The sequence below is a fragment of the Glaciihabitans sp. GrIS 2.15 genome, assembly GCF_035984695.1.
Classification (GTDB): domain Bacteria; phylum Actinomycetota; class Actinomycetes; order Actinomycetales; family Microbacteriaceae; genus Lacisediminihabitans.
In genome coordinates, this window is sequence record NZ_JAXCHU010000013.1 from 24,627 (window position 1) to 44,339 (window position 19,713).

Annotated in this window: 19 protein-coding genes; 13 read left to right on the top strand and 6 right to left on the bottom strand. The window is 65.2% G+C overall.

All coding sequences use genetic code 11. The annotated features are described in order from the left end of the window. Positions 1 to 47: 47 nt before the first annotated feature. The gene (locus tag RCH11_RS15575) at positions 48 to 1,478 is read right to left on the bottom strand and encodes a helix-turn-helix domain-containing protein (RefSeq protein WP_327057937.1); all 1,431 of its coding nucleotides are present in this window, start codon (positions 1,476 to 1,478) and stop codon (positions 48 to 50) included. A 189-nt stretch (positions 1,479 to 1,667) separates the two neighbouring features. On the opposite strand from RCH11_RS15575, the gene RCH11_RS15580 reads away from it, so the two are divergent. From RCH11_RS15580 to RCH11_RS15620, 9 genes are all read left to right on the top strand, one after another. After that, a complete protein-coding gene (locus RCH11_RS15580) occupies positions 1,668 to 3,527 on the top strand; it encodes a phosphoenolpyruvate carboxykinase (GTP) (RefSeq protein ID WP_327057938.1) in 1,860 nt (619 codons plus the stop codon). 83 nt (positions 3,528 to 3,610) lie between these two features. Further along, on the top strand, positions 3,611 to 4,210 hold the full coding sequence (locus RCH11_RS15585; protein WP_327057939.1) for a sigma-70 family RNA polymerase sigma factor: 600 nt from the start codon (positions 3,611 to 3,613) through the stop codon (positions 4,208 to 4,210). Then, positions 4,194 to 4,967: a hypothetical protein gene (locus tag RCH11_RS15590; protein ID WP_327057940.1), complete on the top strand. Its 774-nt coding sequence runs from the start codon at positions 4,194 to 4,196 to the stop codon at positions 4,965 to 4,967. The genes RCH11_RS15585 and RCH11_RS15590 overlap by 17 nt, the downstream gene beginning before the upstream one ends. Before the next feature lie 52 nt (positions 4,968 to 5,019). Further along, the gene (locus tag RCH11_RS15595) at positions 5,020 to 7,065 is read left to right on the top strand and encodes a TPM domain-containing protein (protein WP_327057941.1); all 2,046 of its coding nucleotides are present in this window, start codon (positions 5,020 to 5,022) and stop codon (positions 7,063 to 7,065) included. An 82-nt stretch (positions 7,066 to 7,147) separates the two neighbouring features. After that, the gene (locus RCH11_RS15600) at positions 7,148 to 7,885 is read left to right on the top strand and encodes a PspA/IM30 family protein (RefSeq protein WP_327057942.1); all 738 of its coding nucleotides are present in this window, start codon (positions 7,148 to 7,150) and stop codon (positions 7,883 to 7,885) included. Between the two features lie 90 nt (positions 7,886 to 7,975). Continuing rightward, positions 7,976 to 8,617, top strand: a complete 642-nt coding sequence (locus RCH11_RS15605; RefSeq protein ID WP_327057943.1) for an NADPH-dependent F420 reductase — start codon at positions 7,976 to 7,978, stop codon at positions 8,615 to 8,617. 44 nt (positions 8,618 to 8,661) lie between these two features. Continuing rightward, a complete protein-coding gene (locus RCH11_RS15610) occupies positions 8,662 to 9,483 on the top strand; it encodes an arginase family protein (RefSeq protein WP_327057944.1) in 822 nt (273 codons plus the stop codon). A gap of 109 nt (positions 9,484 to 9,592) precedes the next feature. Beyond that, positions 9,593 to 10,378 carry a crotonase/enoyl-CoA hydratase family protein gene (locus tag RCH11_RS15615; RefSeq protein WP_327057982.1) on the top strand — a complete coding sequence of 262 codons (786 nt, stop codon included), beginning with the start codon at positions 9,593 to 9,595 and terminating at the stop codon, positions 10,376 to 10,378. Between the two features lie 194 nt (positions 10,379 to 10,572). Beyond that, entirely contained in the window at positions 10,573 to 11,976 is a 1,404-nt protein-coding gene (locus RCH11_RS15620; protein WP_327057945.1) for a dihydrolipoyl dehydrogenase family protein, read from the top strand. A gap of 32 nt (positions 11,977 to 12,008) precedes the next feature. Here the strand turns inward: RCH11_RS15620 and RCH11_RS15625 are convergent, their stop codons facing one another. Continuing rightward, entirely contained in the window at positions 12,009 to 13,241 is a 1,233-nt protein-coding gene (locus tag RCH11_RS15625) for a glycosyltransferase (protein ID WP_327057946.1), read from the bottom strand. A gap of 226 nt (positions 13,242 to 13,467) precedes the next feature. Here RCH11_RS15625 and RCH11_RS15630 point away from each other — a divergent pair, with 226 nt between their 5' ends. Continuing rightward, complete coding sequence (locus RCH11_RS15630) at positions 13,468 to 14,310, top strand: SDR family NAD(P)-dependent oxidoreductase (RefSeq protein WP_327057947.1); 843 nt, start codon at positions 13,468 to 13,470, stop codon at positions 14,308 to 14,310. On the opposite strand, the gene RCH11_RS15635 is transcribed toward RCH11_RS15630, so the two are convergent. Then, positions 14,307 to 15,143, bottom strand: a complete 837-nt coding sequence (locus tag RCH11_RS15635; RefSeq protein WP_327057948.1) for an endo alpha-1,4 polygalactosaminidase — start codon at positions 15,141 to 15,143, stop codon at positions 14,307 to 14,309. The genes RCH11_RS15630 and RCH11_RS15635 overlap by 4 nt on opposite strands. A 22-nt stretch (positions 15,144 to 15,165) precedes the next feature. Continuing rightward, positions 15,166 to 16,581, bottom strand: coding sequence for an amidase (locus RCH11_RS15640; RefSeq protein WP_327057949.1), 1,416 nt, complete (start codon positions 16,579 to 16,581; stop codon positions 15,166 to 15,168). A gap of 99 nt (positions 16,582 to 16,680) precedes the next feature. Here RCH11_RS15640 and RCH11_RS15645 point away from each other — a divergent pair, with 99 nt between their 5' ends. Continuing rightward, positions 16,681 to 17,838: an LCP family protein gene (locus tag RCH11_RS15645; protein WP_327057950.1), complete on the top strand. Its 1,158-nt coding sequence runs from the start codon at positions 16,681 to 16,683 to the stop codon at positions 17,836 to 17,838. Positions 17,839 to 17,864: 26 nt separating this feature from the next. On the opposite strand, the gene RCH11_RS15650 is transcribed toward RCH11_RS15645, so the two are convergent. Next, positions 17,865 to 18,230 (bottom strand): hypothetical protein, encoded by a 366-nt coding sequence (locus RCH11_RS15650; protein ID WP_327057951.1) that lies wholly within the window; start codon positions 18,228 to 18,230, stop codon positions 17,865 to 17,867. 92 nt (positions 18,231 to 18,322) lie between these two features. Here RCH11_RS15650 and RCH11_RS15655 point away from each other — a divergent pair, with 92 nt between their 5' ends. Further along, positions 18,323 to 18,652, top strand: coding sequence for a DMT family transporter (locus RCH11_RS15655; RefSeq protein ID WP_327057952.1), 330 nt, complete (start codon positions 18,323 to 18,325; stop codon positions 18,650 to 18,652). A 1-nt stretch (position 18,653) separates the two neighbouring features. Next, entirely contained in the window at positions 18,654 to 18,974 is a 321-nt protein-coding gene (locus tag RCH11_RS15660) for a TetR/AcrR family transcriptional regulator (protein WP_327057953.1), read from the top strand. A 160-nt stretch (positions 18,975 to 19,134) separates the two neighbouring features. On the opposite strand, the gene RCH11_RS15665 is transcribed toward RCH11_RS15660, so the two are convergent. After that, entirely contained in the window at positions 19,135 to 19,713 is a 579-nt protein-coding gene (locus RCH11_RS15665) for a GNAT family N-acetyltransferase (RefSeq protein WP_327057954.1), read from the bottom strand.

Here is a 19,713-nt window from a genome sequence, read left to right on the forward strand (position 1 = left end):
CCAACGGGAGTGAAGCTGACTGTTCAGCGCCCCGGCTCGAGTGGACGTTACTCGGCGGAGTGCGCCTCGAGAAAGGCGTATAGCTCGGTGTCGTCTACGCCCGGGAAGGTGCCGGAGGGCAGCGGCGCCAGGATGTGGGCGTGCAGCTTCGCACTCGGCCAGGCCGTGTGCGCCCACCTCTTGGACAGCTCAGTGTCCGGGCGCCGACAGCAGCTCGCATCCGGGCAGCGTGACGCCGCTCGGTTGGATGTGTCACGCCCGCGAAACCACTTTGCATCGGCGAAGGGCACGCCGAAGGTGATGGAGAACTCCTCGTTGCTCGCGGTGCCCGTCTGGGTCGAACACCAGTAGGTGCCGGTGGGGGTGTCGGTGTACTGGTAGAACTCGTTCGTGCGATTGGGGCGCCAGAATGCGGTGCGGGCGCTCCACTGGCGGCATACCAACTGGCCCTCGGTCGAGCCCGTGACATCCGCCGGCAGCTGTAGGCCGTCGTTCTCATACCCTTTGTACAGGGCGCCGTCCTCCCCCACCCGCAGAAAGTGCACGGGCATACCGAGGTGCATCGTGGCGAGGTTGGTGAATCGCAACGCTGCCGCCTCATGGGTGACGCCGAACGCATCCCGAAAGTCCTCGACCGCGAGGTTGCGCTCTGCCTTCGCCCGATTGAGAAACTCCACCGACTGCGTGAGCGGCATGAGACAGGCCGCCGCGAAGTAGTTGATATCCAGTCGCTGGCGCAGAAACTCGGCGTAACTCTCCGGTTCGTGATGCTCAAGCAGTCGGTGAGCAAGCGCCTGCAGTGCCATCGAGCGCAGGCCATGACCGCCGGGGATGGAAGCTGGTGGAAGGTAAATACGCCCGTTCGCGAGGTCGGTGACCGAGCGGGTGGAGTGCGGAAGGTCATTGACGAAAATCAGTTCGAAACCGAGCTTCTTCGCCATGAGATTGACCGCCCGGTGGGTGAGCGCTCCGCCGACGTAGCCAACGCCGCGCACCGCTTCCTCGGCCAGTTCCTCGATCTCTGGCATGTAGTTGTCCTGAGTGCGCATGGTTTGACGCAGCTCGGTATTCGCGCGTCGGGCCTCCTCGGGCGTCGCAATCGCTTCACGCGCCCTCCGCGCAAGCTCACGGTGCAAGCCGACGAGCGACTCGAGAGTCTCCTCCGGCATCGTGCGCGACGCACGAATGGCCGGAAGACCGAGTGCCTGGTAGACGGCGGCCTTCTGCATCCGGTCCAGTTCGATCTCGAGCGCCGCTCGCGGAGTGGGCGGCGCATCGTTAAGCAATTCCGACACCGGAATGCCGACGGTGCTGGCTATGCCCTGCAGTAGTGAGAGCCGTGGTTCGCGCCGGCCGTTTTCCATCAGGGAGAGCTGGCTGCCGGCAATGCCAACCCGCTCGCCGAGCTGGTCGAGCGTGAGCCCGGCCTCATTGCGGAAATGGCGGATGCGTTGGCCCAGTGTCGCGAGATCGGTCATAGATTTGACATTAGTGAAAGATTAGTCATTCTTACTACTGAATTCATCAGAAATCATGCAAAATAGCGCGCATTCTTGATCAAAGAAGGAATTTGGTGCTTATGTGGCTCAGCGTCCCTTGTCTCACTGCGTAGGTCACCGCCCTTTCGCACCTCGATGAACCGGCCCTCCCAAAGAAACGGACGAGACATGACCATCACATCAGCCCGACCGGCCACTGCCCTCAGCACACCGGACGCGGCAGGAGCACCCCCTCTGAACGCCGATTCGCGCGTCGTGGCATGGGTCTCCTCCATTGCCGCGATCACCACCCCGGACTCCGTGGTCTGGTGCGACGGATCCCTCGCCGAGAATGACCGGCTCACTCGTCTGATGGTCGACTCCGGCACGCTGCTTCGGCTCAACGCCGAGCACCGCCCCAACAGCTTCCTTGCCAGAAGTGATCCGAATGATGTCGCTCGTGTTGAGGCGCGTACTTTCATCTGCTCCGAATCGGAGGATGCTGCCGGGCCCACCAATAACTGGCGCGCGCCGACGGAGATGCGAGCGACGCTCACCGGCCTCTTCTCCGGGAGCATGCGAGGCCGCACTATGTATGTCGTGCCCTTCTCCATGGGACCGCTGGGTAGCCCGCTGGCAAAACTCGGGGTTCAACTCACCGACTCCCCCTACGTCGTCGTCAGCACTCGCATCATGACGCGAATGGGAGCGGATGCTCTCGCACTCATCGGCCCGGACACCGAATGGGTGCCCGCGGTTCACAGTGTCGGCGCGCCCCTGCTGGACGGTGCGAAGGATGTGCCGTGGCCCTGCAACGAGACGAAATACATTTCGCACTTCCCCGAAACCCGGGAGATTTGGTCATTCGGTTCGGCGTACGGCGGGAACGCTCTTCTCGCTAAGAAGTCATTCGCGTTGCGTATCGCTTCGGTGCTCGCTCGCGACGAGGGCTGGCTTGCCGAGCACATGCTCATCCTCAAGGTCACCAATCCGCGGGGCAAGTCGTTCCACGTCGTCGCCGCGTTTCCCTCGGCCTGCGGAAAGACCAACCTCGCGATGCTCAAACCCTCGATTCCCGGGTGGAAGGTCGAGACGATCGGTGACGACATAGCGTGGCTGAAACCCGGCCCTGACGGGCGCCTGCGCGCGATCAACCCCGAGGCCGGATTCTTCGGCGTGGCCCCCGGAACCGGACGCACCACCAATGCGACGGCCATCGATACCCTGTGGGGAAATACCATCTTTACCAACGTGGCGCTGCGCGACGATGGTGACGTGTGGTGGGAGGGCTTGAGCGAGAAAGCTCCCGATAACCTGGTGGATTGGCAAGGCAACCCCTGGAGCGCGGCATCCGGATCTCCCGCTGCCCACCCCAACTCTCGCTTCACCGTCGCGGCGGCCCAGTGCCCGGCGATCGCCGACGACTGGGACGACCCGGAGGGAGTCGTCATCGACGCGATCATCTTCGGCGGTCGACGCGCAACGAACGTTCCCCTCGTGACCCAGGCCCGTGACTGGGAGCACGGCGTGTTCGTGGGGGCTACGGTCTCGTCCGAGCGCACCGCTGCGGCCGAGGGCACTGTCGGTGAACTGCGCCGCGACCCCTTCGCAATGATGCCATTTTGCGGATACAACATGGCCGATTACTGGTCGCACTGGCTAGATATCGGGAAGAAGCTCGGTACCAAGGCCCCGAAGATCTTCCAGGTCAACTGGTTCCGCAAGGGCAATGACGGGTCGTTCCTCTGGCCCGGCTTTGCCGAGAACTCGAGGGTTCTCGAGTGGATCCTCGACCGGGTCGATGGCCGCGCACTGGCCCTGGACACCCCGCTTGGATGGAAACCACGCGAGGGTGGGCTCAACCTCGACGGCGTCGACGTGAGCGGTAGCGACGTCGAGCAGCTATTCGACATCGATCCCGAGGCGTGGTTCGCCGAGCTTGACGCGACCGAGCAATTCTTCGCCACCTTCGGCGATCGGCTACCGGCGGGTCTCACCACCCAGCTCACCGACATCCGCCGCCGGCTGAAACTGTCCATCGAAAACTGACGTGAGGCTCCACCCAACGTTTAATCCCCCTCGTGCGTCTTAGAAGGTAGACACTCTTCTACAAGACGCGCGAGGGGAACCGGATGGCCGCGGCAGCACCGCAGGAACAGACTGCGTACGGAGGTTGGCAATCGGTCGTTGCGACTCTGGTTGCTGAGCGCGGCGACTCTCTGACGCGATACGCCTGGCTGATCAGCGGCAGCGCGGATGACGCGGCCGACCTCGTGCAGGATGCCCTGGTGAAAACCTTTGGTCGCCTTCGCAACGGGTTCACCGTCTCCAGCGCTGAGGCCTACGTGCGCCGCGCCATCCTCAATACCTGGCTCGATAAAGGTCGTCGCACCACCCGCTGGCGTCGAATCGCGCATCTCACCGCCGTAACAGACATCCAGGACTCGTCGGCCCCGGCCACTGATAGCCGCCTCGACCTTTCGGCAGAACTCGCAAAACTCACCCCACGAGAGCGCGCCTGTATCGTGCTGCGCTATTACGAAGACCTCAAGGTCGACGACATCGCCGAGTGGCTCGGCATCTCCTCTGGCGCGGTCAAGCGCTACCTCAGCGACGGCCTCGCCACGATGGCGGTCGCCCTCGCCGAAGATCCCTCTTCCGCTAGACCCGGGCCCACCACCACCACGACCACCACTGACACGCAGGGAGCGATCCATGTCCACCGAATCTGACCTGAAGAATATGCTCGGCGACGCCGGCCCCGCGCTCGGTCACGTCGATCTCGCGCGGGTACTCCGGCGCAGCTCCCGGCGCCGGCTCGCCCAGCAGTTGACGGTCGGCAGCGCCATGACGCTCGCGGTAGCCGGCATCGGGGTTGCCGGGTTTACCGGCGTTCGCGGTCTCACGCCCTCGACCACCGCGGGATCCGCGTCCTCCGCGAAAGCTCCCGAGACCAAGGCGGATCCCTCCCTCGGGAGCACGGCGACGGATCGCGGGATCACGCGCGCACCCGCCGACAAGATCAATCTGTGCGGCGGCACGCTCGCCGAGGTCGCACCGAACGCGGACGGTCTCCTGCTCACCACCAGTTTTCCCACAGCGGATGCCTCGGCCGATCGCATTACGGGAACGGTGACCCTCACGAATTCGGGTAGCGAGCACATCACGGGAACCTCGACCGCTACCCCCGCGATCACCCTCTCGAAGGACGGGGTGGTGCTGTGGCACAGCAACGGCCCGACGATCGCGATGGCCGCGGTCGTCGACCTGGCTCCCGGAGCATCCCTGACCTACCAGGCGTCGTTTCGGCCGGTGTCCTGCGCGATCGAAGATGACAGCGCAGACAGCTTCCGTTCTGACCTGCCGCACGTGGCCGCGGGGCAGTATCAGGTCTCGGCCGCCCTCGACCTTAGCCGCCAAAATGCGGATGGCTCAGGGCTGGGCACCGACCTCGTGACCGGACCCGTGTCCGAGGTGACTGTGCGATAGCCACGCTCCCCTCACCGAGGGGGATTCAGTAGAATCGCAGGCGACATCGCCAGTGTCATTCCCGCGGTCGAAGAAGCCTGTCATTCGCGTCACCGTCTCGTCCCGACTCTCCCGGCTGGTCGCCGCGCTCACGATTGCGGTTATCGCCGCGCTCGCATCGCCAATGAGCGCCAACGCCCAGTCGCCGGTCGATCTCGGCGGACGCTATGTGGTTGACACCGTCAACGCGGTCGGTTCGCGTGGGGCCGAGATTACGGCGGCAACAAATGCGCTGTACGCGAAGACAAAACTCCAGCTCTTCGTGGTCTACGTCGATAGTTTCACCGGGGTTTCCGATAAGACCGCATGGGCCTCAAGCGTCGCAAAGAGGAACGGACTCGGCGCGAACGACATCCTGTTGGCCGTGGCGACGGTGGATCGCAATTACTCGATTCATTACGGCGACGCCGCGCCCGACGCCTCGACCAGGAAGGCGGTCGAGACCGACGACATCATCCCGGCGCTGAAGAAGAACGATTGGGTGGGGGCCGCCGTTGCCGCCGCGAACGGCTACTCGGGTCTCTCCAGCGGGAGCAGTGGCGGCGGATCCGACCCCGGCACTCCCGCTACTTCGAGCGGTGGCTCGGGGCTGCCGGTCGTGATCGTGCTTTTGCTGCTGGCTCTCGTCGTGGTCGGAATCGTATTCTTCGTGCGGTCGCGACGCCGAGGCAGCACGGGCGGTGCGGTATCCGCCCCCGCGGGGCCGACCCAGGAGCAGCTTGACCAGAGGGCAAGCAGCCTGCTCGTGCAACTCGACGACTCGCTGAAGACGAGCGAGCAGGAACTTGGCTTCGCCGTCGCGCAGTTCGGCACCGAGGTCACCACCCCCTTCAGCGCGAGTCTCGCCACCGCCAAGTCCCAGGTCGCAGACGCATTCACACTTCGCCAGAAACTCGATGATTCGGTGCCGGAGACGCCAGGGGAGAAGCGTGAAATGACCTCGCGCATCATCGAACTCTGCGAAGCCGCCGACACAGAACTCGACGCCCAGGCTGAAGCTTTCGATGAGCTGCGCAAGCTCGAACAGAATGCACCCCAGGCGCTCGCGACGGTGGTGAGGGATGCCGAAGCCGTAAGAACACGACTCGGGACAGCGCGCGCCACCCTGGCAACGCTGCAGGCCTCGTTTTCGCCGGCAGCGCTCTCGCCGATCGCCGACAACCCTGACCAGGTGGAGAAGCTCCTCGAGTTCGTGGGGACGGCCGGCTTGAACGCACAGTCCGCTATCACGAGCGGAGATACGGGTGCCGCTGCGGTCAACGTGCGGGCTGCGCAGGCCAGCATCGGCCAGACCACCCAGTTGCTCGATTCGATCGACACGCTCGCGTCGGGGCTCGCGGACGCACAGGGCGCACTCGCCGCCGCCGTCGCCGATACCCAGCAGGATCTCGCGACGGCTCGCGCGCTGCCGGCCGCCGCATCCGGTTCCCTCACCGCGGAGGTCGCCGCGGCGGACACCGCACTCACCGCGGCACTGACCGGGGACGGCCCGACTAATCCACTGGCCAGCCTCGCGTTGCTCAGTACGGCCAATGCCGCCCTCGACCGAGTGCTCGACGCCGTGCGCGACGAACAACAAAAACTGCGGTCCGCGACGGCCCAGTTGACGACGGCCATGAGCACGGCATCCAGCCAGATTTCGGCCGCAAGTGACTTCATCACTACGCGCCGGGGCGGAGTCGGCAGCACCGCTCGAACGCGGGTCTCCGAAGCCACCCGACACCTCGAAACGGCGGTGGGTCTCGCACCCTCCGACCCCGTGCAAGCGCTCGCGGAGGCTACGGCTGCCCAATCACTCGCCTCGCAAGCGCTCTCCCTCGCACAAAACGACGTCGACTCCGCCGGCGGTTTGGGCGGCGGCATGGGCGGAAGCTTCGGTGGTGGACTCGGCGGCGGTCTCGGCGGCGCCATCCTCGGCGGTCTCATCGGCGGCATGCTGAGCGGCGGCGGCGGCAGTTTCGGAGGCGGAGGTTTCGGCGGCGGGGGTTTCGGCGGCAGCTCGCGCAGCTCCGGCGGATCGTTCGGCGGTGGTGGAAGCTCCAGCGGCGGACGCTTCTAGCTCCCTGTGGCCCTCGGCCTCTCCCTGGCTAACGGAACCTCCGGTTTTTCAGATGCAACGGACACAAAGATAAGGAAACACAATGGCAAAGCAGTCAATTCTCGGACGTATCGCGCAGATGGCGAAGGCCAACATCAACGCGCTGCTCGATTCGGCCGAAGACCCGAAGATGATGCTCGACCAGATGGTGCGGGACTACACGAGCAGCATCTCCGAGGCCGAGAGCGCGGTGGCCCAGACCATCGGTAACCTCCGTCTGCTCGAGCAGGACCACGCCGAAGACGTCGACAATGCCGCGGACTGGGGCCGCAAGGCGCTGGCGGCGAGCAAGAAGGGGGACGAACTGCGCACCGCGGGTAACGCCGGGGACGCCGACAAGTTCGATAACCTCGCGAAGGTCGCACTCGGACGCCAAATGGCCTCCGAGAAAGAGGCGAAGGTTGCCGAGCCGACCATCGCGTCCCAGACCGCGGTGGTCGGCCAGCTCAAGCAGGGGCTCGACGCGATGCGCACGAAACTCAGCCAGCTCTCCTCGAAGCGCGACGAGCTGATTGCCCGCTCGAAGATGGCGGATGCCCAACAACAGGTGCAGGACGCCGTCACGTCGATCGACCTCACCGATCCCACGAGCGAGATCAGCCGATTCGAAGACAAGATCCGCCGCCAGGAGGCAACTGTTCTCGGCCGACAGGAGCTCGCAGCGTCGAGCCTTGACGCCCAGTTCGAACAGTTGGATGCCTCGGACGACGCGGTCGAGCTCGATGCCCGGCTCGCCGCACTGAAGGCCGGTACGCCGACCCCCTCCGCGATCGAGCAGTAGGCCGTGTGCTGGTCGAGTGGGCTTCCTGTGGCCGGCTCGACCAGCAGCGCGATGGGAACAAATCGCGCGCTCTTTCCGTTACTGGTCTCCATGACAACAATAGGAATTATCGGAGCAGGAAACATCGGAAGCCAGATCGCACGAAAGGCGGTCGAGAACGGCTACGACGTGGTGATCAGTAACTCTCGCGGGCCGGAGACCCTTGCGGATCTCGTCGCGGAGCTCGGTCCGAAGGCCACCGCTGGCAGCGCCATCCAGGCAGCGGATGCCGCGGATATCGCCGTCGTTACCGTGCCATTGAAGGCCTATCTTGATGTGCCGGTTGAGCCACTTGCCGGCAAAATCGTGATCGACACCAATAACTACTACTTCGAGCGCGACGGGCACATCGCCGAACTCGACGACGGCACCGCCACCGTGTCGGGGATGCTCCAGGCCCACCTGCCCACCTCTCGGGTGGCCAAGGGGTTCAACCACATCATGGCCGCAGATATCACCGGCGACTCGTACCCCGCCGGAGATGCCAGGCGTCGCGCTCTCGCCACCTCATCAGACTTCGCTGACGCCTCGGATTTCGTCACGAAACTCTATGACGAGTTCGGGTTCGACAGCGTGAACATCGGTCCGCTGGCCGACAGCTGGCGGGTCGAGCGCGACCGCCCGGCCTATGTGGTGCGCCAGAACGTTGCCGAACTCGAGGCCAACCTCGCCATAGCGCCACGCACGGTCTGATCCTCCGTCTCCCACGTGCTCCCGGTGGCGGCCATACTTGACAGGTGGCCGCCACTTTTCTCGTTGTTCCCCAATGGCAGGGCTCGGGTTCGTCCCGGGCGATGAGGCTCGCCGATGGCGCTGAGGCGATACGGGGCGATCTTCCGGCATCCGCGACCCATGTCGTCGATGTCCCGTCAGAGGCTGGCACCGACGAGGGCAGCACAGTCCTGCGGCTGAGTTCCCTTCGCCAAGTGCGCGATACCCAACTCGCGGCGCTCGAGAGCATCTCCGGACTTGCGATCACCATCGGTGGAGACTGCGGATCCGATCTCGCCTCGGTGCAGCACGCCGCGGCGAACAACGACGCGATGGCCCTGGTCTGGATCGACGCCCACGCCGATCTCAACTCTCCCGAAGAGTCACCGTCACACGCATTTCATGGCATGGTGCTCCGCACTCTGCTCGGCGACGGCCCGGAGGCCCTCCTCGCGAGTACACCGCTCTCTCCCCAACGCGTGATCCTTGCCGGCACGCGTTCACTCGACGACGGTGAGCTCACTTACATCGAGGCGGCGGGCATCCCGGTAATCGCCCCGGAAGCCCTGGATATCGAGTCACTGACGGCGGCGCTCAGCGCAAGCGGTGCCACCTCCGTGTACCTGCACATCGACCTCGATGTGCTCGATCCGGCCGAATTCGGCTCTGTCGGCTACCCCGAGCCATTTGGTGTCTCGCTCGGCAGGCTGCTCGAATTAATCGCGGCGGCAAAGGCCGCCCTCCCCCTCGCGGGGGCGGCAGTCACCGAATTTGCCCCCGCTTCCCCGGATGCTGCGGCCGACGATATCGGCAGCATCCTGCGCATCATCGGGGCACTCGCCCGCTGACCGAGCCGGTGCCGGCAGCATCTCCAGCGCCTAGCATTGTTGCACCGGCGCAACAGCAGTCGAAAGAGCTCTTGAAAGGCCAGCGGTGACCATCATCAATCCCTCCGGGATCTCCGCCCCCACAATCACGGTCGAGCGCGACGGGCACGTACTCCTCATCGGATTCAACCGGCCGGACAAGCGCAACGCGGCCAACTTCGCCCTGCTGCAAGAGCTCGCCCTCGCCTACGGTGAACTCGAGCGGGATCCGCAGCTGCGGGTGGGCTTCGTCTTCGCCCACGGCGACCACTTCACCGGTGGGCTGGATCTGGCTGACGTCGCCCCGAGAATCGGGCCGAACGGTCTCAACACCGTGCCAGACGGCGGCATCGACCCGTGGCAGGTCTCCGGCCAGCAGCTCAGTAAGCCCGTCGTCATGGCGGTGCAGGGCACCTGCCTCACGCTCGGCATCGAACTCATGCTCGCCAGCGATATCTCGATCGCTGCCACGTCGACCCGGTTCGGGCAGATCGAAGTCGCCCGCGGTATCCTGCCCTTCGGCGGCGCCACTTTCCGCCTCCCCCGCGCGGTCGGCTGGGGCAATGCGATGCGGTGGATCCTTACCGGAGACCTGTTCGATGCTGCCGAAGCCCACCGCATCGGCCTCGTTCAGGAAGTGGTGCCCGATGGCACACAATACGAGCGGGGTCTCGAACTCGCGCAGCGCATCGCCGCCCAGGCGCCGCTGGCGGTGCAGGCCGCTCTCGCCAATGCTCGGCTCGCACTGCGCGACGGTGATGTCGCGGCCGCCGCCGCACTCCAGTCAGAGCTCGTGCGGCTCATGCGGAGTGAGGATGCCTCCATCGGCATGACGGCGTTCGTCACGCGAACCACCGCAGAGTTCGTTGGCCGGTAGGTCACCCGTCTGCCGCCTGTCGAGGTGCGCCAAGAGACTTTCTCCTGCCGCTTGACGATCATCGTAAAGGGGTCGACTATCGAGAAGGTCTTCTTCCCTGTGCCCGATCCCCCGAATCGTGCGGCCGAACACGTCGCCAGGCTCGTAGCTGGGAAGCAGTTACCGACCACGCCACCGACTCGCTTGGAGTACACATGATCGACACCACCTACGACCTCATCGTCATCGGCGCTGGAGCCGTCGGCGAGAACATCGCTGACCGAGCGGTGCAAGGCGGGCTCACCGCTCTGCTCATCGAGAGCGAGCTCGTCGGCGGCGAGTGTTCGTACTGGGCCTGCATGCCGTCCAAGGCCCTGCTCCGCAGCGGCATCGTGTTGCGCGCCGCCCAGGCTGTCGGGGGGGCACGTGAAGCCGTGACCGGCGAACTGGATGTTGCCGCCACCTTCGCTCGCCGTGATAGTTTCACCAGCAACTGGGATGACGCGGGCCAGGTGAAATGGGTCGAGGCGGCCGGCATAGCGTTTGTGCGCGGCCACGCGCGCCTCACCGGCGAGAAGCAGGTCACTGTCGACGACACCGTCTACACCGCCAGGCATGCGGTCGCGGTGAGCGTAGGGTCCGATCCGTTGCTTCCCGCCATCCCTGGCCTTGCGGATGTCTCGCCCTGGACGAGTCGGGATGCCACGAGTGCGAAGATCGCGCCCAAGCGGCTCGCGATCATCGGCGGCGGCGTGGTCGGCGTCGAGATGGCGACCGCTTATCAGAGCTTCGGCACCACAGTGACGATAATCGCCCGCGCGGACCTGCTCGGCAACCAGGAGCCGTTCGCCGGCGAGCTCGTGACGGCATCGCTCGAGAATTTCGGCGTCACGGTGCTACGCGGAGTCGAGATCACCTCCGCCCACCGGGACCACGACGGCGTAACTCTCGAACTCGACAACGGGTCGACAGTCGTCGCCGATGAGGTGCTAGTTTCCACCGGACGTCTGCCGCGCACGAACGACTTAGGGTTCGAGAACATCGGGCTGACCCCCGGTGACTGGATGGACGTAGACGACACCATGCTGGTGAAGGGCTTCGACTGGCTCTATGCCTGCGGCGACGTAAACCACCGGGCGCTGCTCACCCATCAGGGTAAGTACCAGGCGCGGGCGGCCGGAGACGTCATCGCGGCCCGTGCCCTCGGCACCGGTGTTCACGACAACCGCTTTGGAAAGCACGCCGCAACCGCCGACCACGAGATGGTGCCCCAGGTGACCTTCAGCGATCCCGAGATCGCGTCGGTGGGGCTCACAGCGAAGGCTGCGGTGACGGCCGGCTACGACATCCGCGTGGTCGACTACAATCTCGGTGGGGTGGCTGGCGCGTCCTTGCAGGCTGACGGCTACACGGGCCACGCGCGCATGATCGTCGACGAGAAGCGCAAGGTCCTGCTCGGCGTCACTTTTGTGGGGCAGGATGTCTCGGAACTGCTGCATGCCGCCACCACCGCGATCGTCGGAGAGGTGTCGATCGACCGCCTGTGGCATGCGGTGCCGGCTTACCCCACGATGAGCGAGATCTGGCTGCGGCTGCTGGAGACCTACGGTCGCCCGTAACCGTCGAAATTAGCTGACCGCCAAACTCGAGTTCAGCAGAGGCTTGCGTACACTCCGATGAGCGCGGTCGCCGTCGCCGCCCAGGTGAAGCCCTCGGCGTAGTGTCGGGAGCAACGGGAAAGCCGCTCGAGTTCAGCGCCGTCATCGAGAAGGGAGACGGTCGCCTGCGCCCAAGCCAAGGGGTCGCGAGAGTCGATGAGCAGCCCCGACACTCCGGTCGACACCGACTCGACCAGGCCGCCACCGCGAAATGCGATCACCGGTGTGCCGCTGGCGGCCGACTCGAGGGCCACCAGCCCAAAGGTCTCCGAGTATGACGGCACGAGAGTGACTGCGGCGATGGCGAGCAGGTCGGCGAGCCTCTCCCGCGACAGCGCTCCGGCAAACCGCACCTCGGCGAGCACGCCAAGTTCTGCGGCGACCGCCCGAAGCAATGACGCGTAGCCGTCTTGGCCGGGTGTCGCCTCCCCCGCCACCACGAGCACCGGGGCGGAGCCACTCCGGGCGTGGAGTTCGGCGAGCACGCGGATCGCGAGCTCCTGGTCCTTGAGGGGCTGCACGCGTCCGACAATCGCGATGATCGGGCGTTCGGGGGCGATACCGAGTTCGCCACGCACGCGCGAGTCCGCGGCATCCGCTCGCGTGGGGGTGAACAGGTCGATATCCACGCCCGGCGGAATCACCCAGACCCGATCGGCGGGCGCGCGAACCTCGTCGATGAGGCTGGACACCTCTGCGGATGACCCGGCTACGACGGCGCTTGCCTGGTTCGCGAGATACATCTCGGTGCGCAGCCGTCGCTCAGGCTCAGGCTCCTGCCCTGGCGCGAGGGCCGCGTTCTTCATGGCCGCGAGAGTATGGAAACTCTGCACGAACGGCAGTCCGAGCTCCAGCGCAACGGGGAGAGTCGCGAGCCCGCTCAGCCAGTAGTGGGCATGGATGAGGTCGTAGCGCGCCTCCTGGCGCCCGGTGAGCTGCGCGACAGCTTCACCGAACTCGTCCGCAACCTCCCCGAGACGCTCCTTGGGTATGACTCCGCGTGCGCCGGCCGGTAGTTCGTGGAGGCAGACGCCATCGGCGAGCTGAGTGACAGCGGCATCTCCGGTCGCCCGAGTGATCAGATCGACCTCGACGCCCCTCACCGCCAACTGGGTGGCGGTGGCGAGCAGGGACACGTTCATGCCGCCGGCGTCTCCGCTGCCCGCGAGTGCCGCGGGCGATGTGTGCATCGATACGAGCGCGACTCGTTTCAGCGTGCCGGTCATAACCCCACTGTAGGGGTGCCGATCGAGCGACGGCTGGGCGGAGAATGGTGTGGACAGCCGAGTGGGACGGTGTAGAAACGAATCATGCCCACTACGACCAGGGCTCTCCGGCGCGCGATGACGCGCCTGGCACACCCGGGGTCGTGAGCGCAACCGCCGCGGGGGGACCCGTCGCTGAACTCAACCGGTTCGAAAGAGAAGCACTACGTGAGAAAGGGGGCTACCGATGAGCGGAGCCAGCGCAGAACTGAGTGGAAAAGTCATTGTGATCACAGGAGCGAGTTCGGGTCTGGGGCGTGCCGCGGCGATTGCGCTCTCGACCAGGGGTGCGACGGTCGCCGTTGTCGGTCGCAATGCCGAACGTACCCGCGCCGTCGCCGACCAGGTGGGCGGATTTCCGTTCATTGCCGACTTCGACAGCCTCACCGAGGTGCGCGCCCTCGGTGACGAGCTGCTCGCAAGCTACCCGCGCATCGACGTGCTTGCCAACAACGCCGGAGGGCTCGTGAGTACTCGCGGTCTCTCGGCAGACGGCCACGAGCGAACGCTGCAGCACAATCACCTCGCGCCGTTCCTGCTCACCGCGCTGTTGCTCGACCGCCTTACGCTCAGCGCCGGCCGTGTGATCTCCACCGCAAGTGGCGCGAACATGTTCTCGAGGCTCGACCTCACTGACCTCGACTGGAAACGTCGGATCTATGCCGGAGGATGGCTGCCTTACGGCACCAGCAAACTCGTGACGATCATGTTCATCCGCGAGCTCGCGCGGCGCACGGCAGGTACCGGGGTCGACGCGTTCTCGTTCCACCCGGGGTTTGTGGCAACCGGGTTCGGTGCTGACTCGGCCCTGCTTCGCCTCGGTCAGTTCGTCAGTCGCGGGTCGCTCGGGATCAGCCCGGAGCAGGGAGCCGCACCGCTCATCCACCTCGCCTCGGAGCACGACATCGCCTCGCCGAGCGGCACCTACTTCGACGGACTTAAGCCGGATGGCCGGGAGCGAAAGGCTGCCTTCGACGAGGCGATGTGCCGCGAACTCTGGGAGAAGAGCTCCGAGATGGTCGGTCTTTAGCAATACTCGTAATGGTAGGCAGACTGCCCCTTAGCCACTACATTGCGGTCGCGCAGGATCACCGAGATGTTCTTGCCCTGCGCGGAGCAGGACGTCGTAAAGGCGCTGCGCGCAGTGTCCGTGTACTCGATCTCGATGACCTTGTTTCCGTACGGGCCGGTGTATCTGCCGCATTCCGCGTAAACCTGACACTCCTCGGCTATGGCGAAGTCGAAACCGATCGAGGTCCTGCCGGTGGAGCCGAGCTCCGAGGTGTTCTTCTGGGCGATGGCGAGCCCGAGTGAGTGGGCGTGGGTCGCGAGAAGTGTCGCGAAGGCCACGTTGTTCGCCCTGGTGAGCGTGTTCAGGGAACGTGTCCAGGAGTCGAGATTGTCGGGCTCGATGGCCTGGAAGCCCTTTGTCTTACAGCCATCGATCCAGCCGTTCACGATCGTCGCGATGCTCGAGCGCTTCGCAGCGGTGGAGGTGTCGAGGATGAATTCACCTGGCCAGTTCGGATCAGTCAGGTTGGTTCCGTTCGCCCGCTTTACGAGCAGGGTGCTGTGGCCAGAGGTCCAGAACGACGCCTCATCCGGCTGGGTCTGGAACGCGTTGACGTAACAGATGTTGTAGAGGCCAGCCACCGGGGTCGCCCTGCGATCGCGATCCACGATCGGCACCGATGCCAGAGGCGTGTACGCACCGCCGATCTGGTAGTCGAACTGGCCATTCGTCGGTGGTAATGCCACCACGGCCGCCTGCTCCGATTGCGCGGCCAGCCCGATTCCGGTCATGAGGGCGGTGACTGCCAATGCCGCGGATGCGAGGATCAGGAGCACTGAACGAGCTCTCACGACCGGTCTCGCTGGTGGCGCGTCACCACTGCGGCGGATGCTTTCGCTGCCAGCTGAGTCGACGCTCGAGCTGAGCGCCGATCGCGAGTAGCACGTGCTCGCCGCCGGGCCGGCCGACCAGCTGCACTCCCATGGGGATGCCCTCCGGGGTCTCATAGACCGGCAACGTGATGGCGGGCAGCCCGGTCACATTCGCGAAAGAGGTGAACGGCGTGTACTGCACCTGCTGCGCGAAGTTGTGCTCGGCATCCTCCGCATCGTACCAACCGACCGGGCGCGGCGTCATCGCCAGGGCGGGGGTGACGACCGCATCGAAGCGCCGGAACTGGTGGATGATCGAGCGCTCGAACTCGACGAGTGCATTCAGCGCGCTCGACAGCTCCCGTGCCGACACCTGCCTCCCGCGCAGCACGAGCCATTTGGTGAGCGGCTCGAGAAGATCGAGCTGGGTACCCTCGGCGGGAATTCCCGCCGCACCGGCCTGCCAGATGGTACGGAAGTTTGGGGCATAGGAGTCGTCCGGTTCGAGTGCGAAATCCTCGATTCCGTGCCCGACCGCGTCGAGCTCGGATAGCGCGAGGGCGAGAGCGGCGGATGCCTCGGGCGCGATCTCGATGTCGTACGCGTCATCCCAGGGCGAGGTTGTCATCACGCCGAGCTGGAACCGACCCTCTCCACGTACCGCAGCGTTGAGCAAGGCCCCGCCGTCCCAGCGCGGGGCACGAACGGTAAAGGGGTAGTCGCCTCCCTCAATCAAGGCATCGAGCAGCATCGCGGCATCCGCTACAGACCGGGCAAGCGGTCCCGGTACGACCAGGCCACCGAGGGTACTGAGACCGGTCCCGCTCGGCACGAGCCCCCGCGAGGGCTTGAGGCCGACAAGCCCGCACGCGGCGGCGGGGATGCGTACGGAGCCCCCGCCGTCCGAGCCAGGAGCGAATGGCAAAAGCCCCGCCGCAACAGCGACCGCCGCACCCCCGCTGGACCCCCCGGCACCGAGTTCGGTGTTCCACGGCGTGCGCGCGGGTGGGGAGACGAGGCTTTCCGTGTAGGAGGGGAGCCCGAACTCCGGGGCGCTGGTCTTACCGAGGCTCACTGAGCCCGCGGCATCCAGAACCTCGACGATGGCGTCCGACCGGTCGGGTATGAAGCCATCCATGAGGCGTGAGCCGTAGCCGGTTCGCACCCCCGCCCGGTTCACCAGGTCTTTGTCACCGATGGGCAAACCCCAGAGTGGCGCACTCTTCGGCACGTTCTCGAAGAGGAATTCCGCCCGTACGATGGCCGCCTCTTCGGTCACTGTGACGAACGCACCGAGCCCTCCATCGAGACGCTCGATACGTTCGAGGTAGTGCCGAGTGAGCTCGACGGGCGTGATCTCACCGCGCTGCAACCAGTCCCACTGCTCCTGTGCGCTGAGATGATGGAGTTCAAACACCCTTCGAGCCTAGGTCGTCGGATAGGGTCTGGTGCTATGCCGAGCAGTCCGATTCCTCCCTTCGCCCGCCACGGCCGGCTGCCGCGTTCGCGTCCCGCTATGACGGTGCTCGTGTTCGTCGCCGCTGCTCTCGCGGTCGTGCTGGTGAGCGCCGGCGCTGTCGCCAGCTTCGCGGTCTACGACGTCGCGAAGAGCGGGAAGCCGGGAGTGAAGCTCATCGGGCAGAAGGACGGACCTGCGCCGGACATCGGAAGTTTCGAAGGCGGCATCAACGTGCTCGTCGCCGCAAGCGACAGCGGCGGCGGGGATGTCGGCACCTACGGCAAGCGCGGCGAGCACCTGAACGATGTGACGATGTTGCTTCACGTCTCCGCCGACCACACCAACGCGACTGTCGTGAGCTTCCCCCGCGACATGATCGTGCCGATCGCCTCCTGCCCGAACCCCAAGGGCGGCCACTTTCCCGCCCAGACCAACAAGATCAACGTCGCACTCACCTACGGCGGGCTTCCGTGCATCGTCAAGACCGTCGAGAATCTCACCGGTCTCACTATTCCCTTCGCCGCGCTCACCGAATTCCAGGGCGTTGTCGGCCTCTCCAACGCCGTGGGTGGGGTCACCGTCTGCATCGCCAAGGCGATCCACGACGAGCAGATCAGCTTCGACCTCGATGCCGGCCAGCAGACCCTCGTCGGACAGCAGGCGGTGCAATTCCTCCGTGTGCGCTACGGCGTAGGTGATGGCAGTGACCTTGCCCGAATCAGCAACCAGCAACTCTTCCTCTCCGCCCTCGTGCGCAAAATCAAGACGCCGGAGACTCTCGGCAACCCGATCAAGGACTACGCACTAGCCAAGGCCGTGATCGAAAACACGACACGGTCGGATTCCCTGAACAACCTGACAACCCTCGTGAGTATGGCTCTCGCGGTCAAGGACATCAGCTTCGACAAGGTCGTCTTCGTGCAGTATCCGGGCAGCTACGGCTCGGCAGCAGGACAGAACGGGGTGCTTCCGATCCGCAGCGCGGCCGACATCCTGTTCACTGCATTGAAGAACGACCAGCCGGTGTCACTCACCGGCAAAACCGGGGGCGGCACGACCACAGATCCGACGGCGACAGTAGCCCCGACCCCTGGCGTCTCCACCGCGCCGAGCGGTGCCGCGACGAGCGCGCCGGGAGTCGCCCTGCCGAGCAGTGCGACCGGCCAGACTGCAGCCCAGTCGACCTGTACCAAGGGACAACGGGCAAAGGGCTGAGCCCCACTGCTCGAATCGAAGGCGCGCTATTGGAGCTCAAGGCGCAGCTGCCGCAGAAGCGTCTCGAATGCGGCCGGAGCATCCGCCACCACCCTGCGGCCGGTGAAGCGCCCGAGCGAGCGAGCGGTCGTGGCCACATTCAGCATCACGTGCTCGACGTGCGAACCCTGCTCATCCGGAACCACCCGGTACTCCCCCCGGTACCACCAGCCGCCTTGGGACACGATGAGGAACGCGGAGGGATCGGCGAGATAGAGACTGTGGGAGGAGTTGCTCGGCCGGAACCTGGCATCGAGGGCGGTGAAGACGGCGGCGGGCCGGGCGCGCACGTGGCCACGGAGGGTGTGGAGCACGACGAAGCCCCCGGGGCGGCGGCGAGGCGCTTCGGGCATCCCCCGACTGTAGCGTCCGCGCATCACGAAGTCGGTGGCCTCACTCTCGGCCAAGCACTTTTAGCTACATTTGTAACAACCTCAGGAGCAGCATGGGATACCTCTTCCTCGCCGGAGCCATCGTGGCCGAAGTGATCGCGACAACAGCCCTCAAGTTCGCCACCGGCGACGGGGTGAACAAAATCGTGCCGTACGTGATCGTAATCCTCGGCTATATCGCCGCATTCGCCATGCTCGCCCAGTCGCTCGCCAAGGGAGTGCCGCTCGGTATCGCGTACGCGATCTGGGCCGGTGTGGGAGTCGTGCTGGTGGTCGCGATCAGCTGGCTGTTCTTCAAGGAGTCGCTCACCCTCGTGCAGGTCGCGGGAATGGTGCTCGTGATCGGCGGCGTCACGATGCTCGAGCTCGGCGGAAAGCACTGACGTGGTCGCCACGACGGCCAGGGGCGAAGCGCGTCGGACGGCGTTGCAGGATGCGGTGATCCGGGTGCTCGAACACGGAGGACCCGGCACTGTCACCCACCGCGCGGTCACTGCCGAGGCCGGGGTGCCGCTCGCCGCGGCGACCTACTACTTTGCCAACATTGATGATCTGGTCGTGAGCGCGCTCCTGGGGGTCACGGCCCAACAGGTCGCCATGTTCGCTCCCCCGAGCGGGGGCGGGGGTCTCGCCAACCTCGCGGCGGTTCTGCACCACTGGGTCTATGGCTCTCGGGCATCCGCCGAGCTCTGGTACCGCGCGTAGGAGGATGCGATCAATCCGCTCGTACCGGATCCGCATCACTCGCGGGTAGTAGCCCTCGCCGTCGACGGGCTCATCCTGCGGATGCTCTGGCGCGGCGACCCGGAGTCCGTCACGGGAGTGCACAGTGCGCTCCGCGACATCCTCGAGGCACCGCCAGAAGCTATTTGAGAGACTTCTGCATCAGGACGGTGCCGAGCCAGCGCTCGAACTTAAACCCGACCTTGCCCATTCGACCGATTTCCTTGAATCCGAAATCCCGGTGCATCTTTATCGATGCCTCGGCGCCCTTGTCCGCGATTACCGCGATGATCTCCTTGAGGCCGGCCGCCTTGGACGCGGTGATCAGTTCGCCCATCAGCACCCTGCCGAGACCCTTCCCTGTGGACGCCGCACGCAGATAAATCGAGTTCTCCACGGTGAAGCGGTAGGCCGCCTTCTCCTTCCACGGGTACACATAGGCGTAGCCGAGGATCTGCTGGCTTGGGCTCTCGGCCACGAGGTACGGCATCCCGAGCTTCTTCAAATGTTGAAACTTCGACCTGGTTTCCCGCAGGCTCTGTGGCACCTCGTCGAAAGTCACGGTTGAATTTGCCACGTAGTGGTTGTAGATCTCGCGCACGTCAGGCATGTCTTCGAGGCGGGCATCCCGGATCGAATACTCGAACGGAACTTGGAGCGGGGGCAGATTGCGTTGCGCCTCCCGCGGTCGGTGCGTGGCCTGGTATTCCTCCTCGAGCAT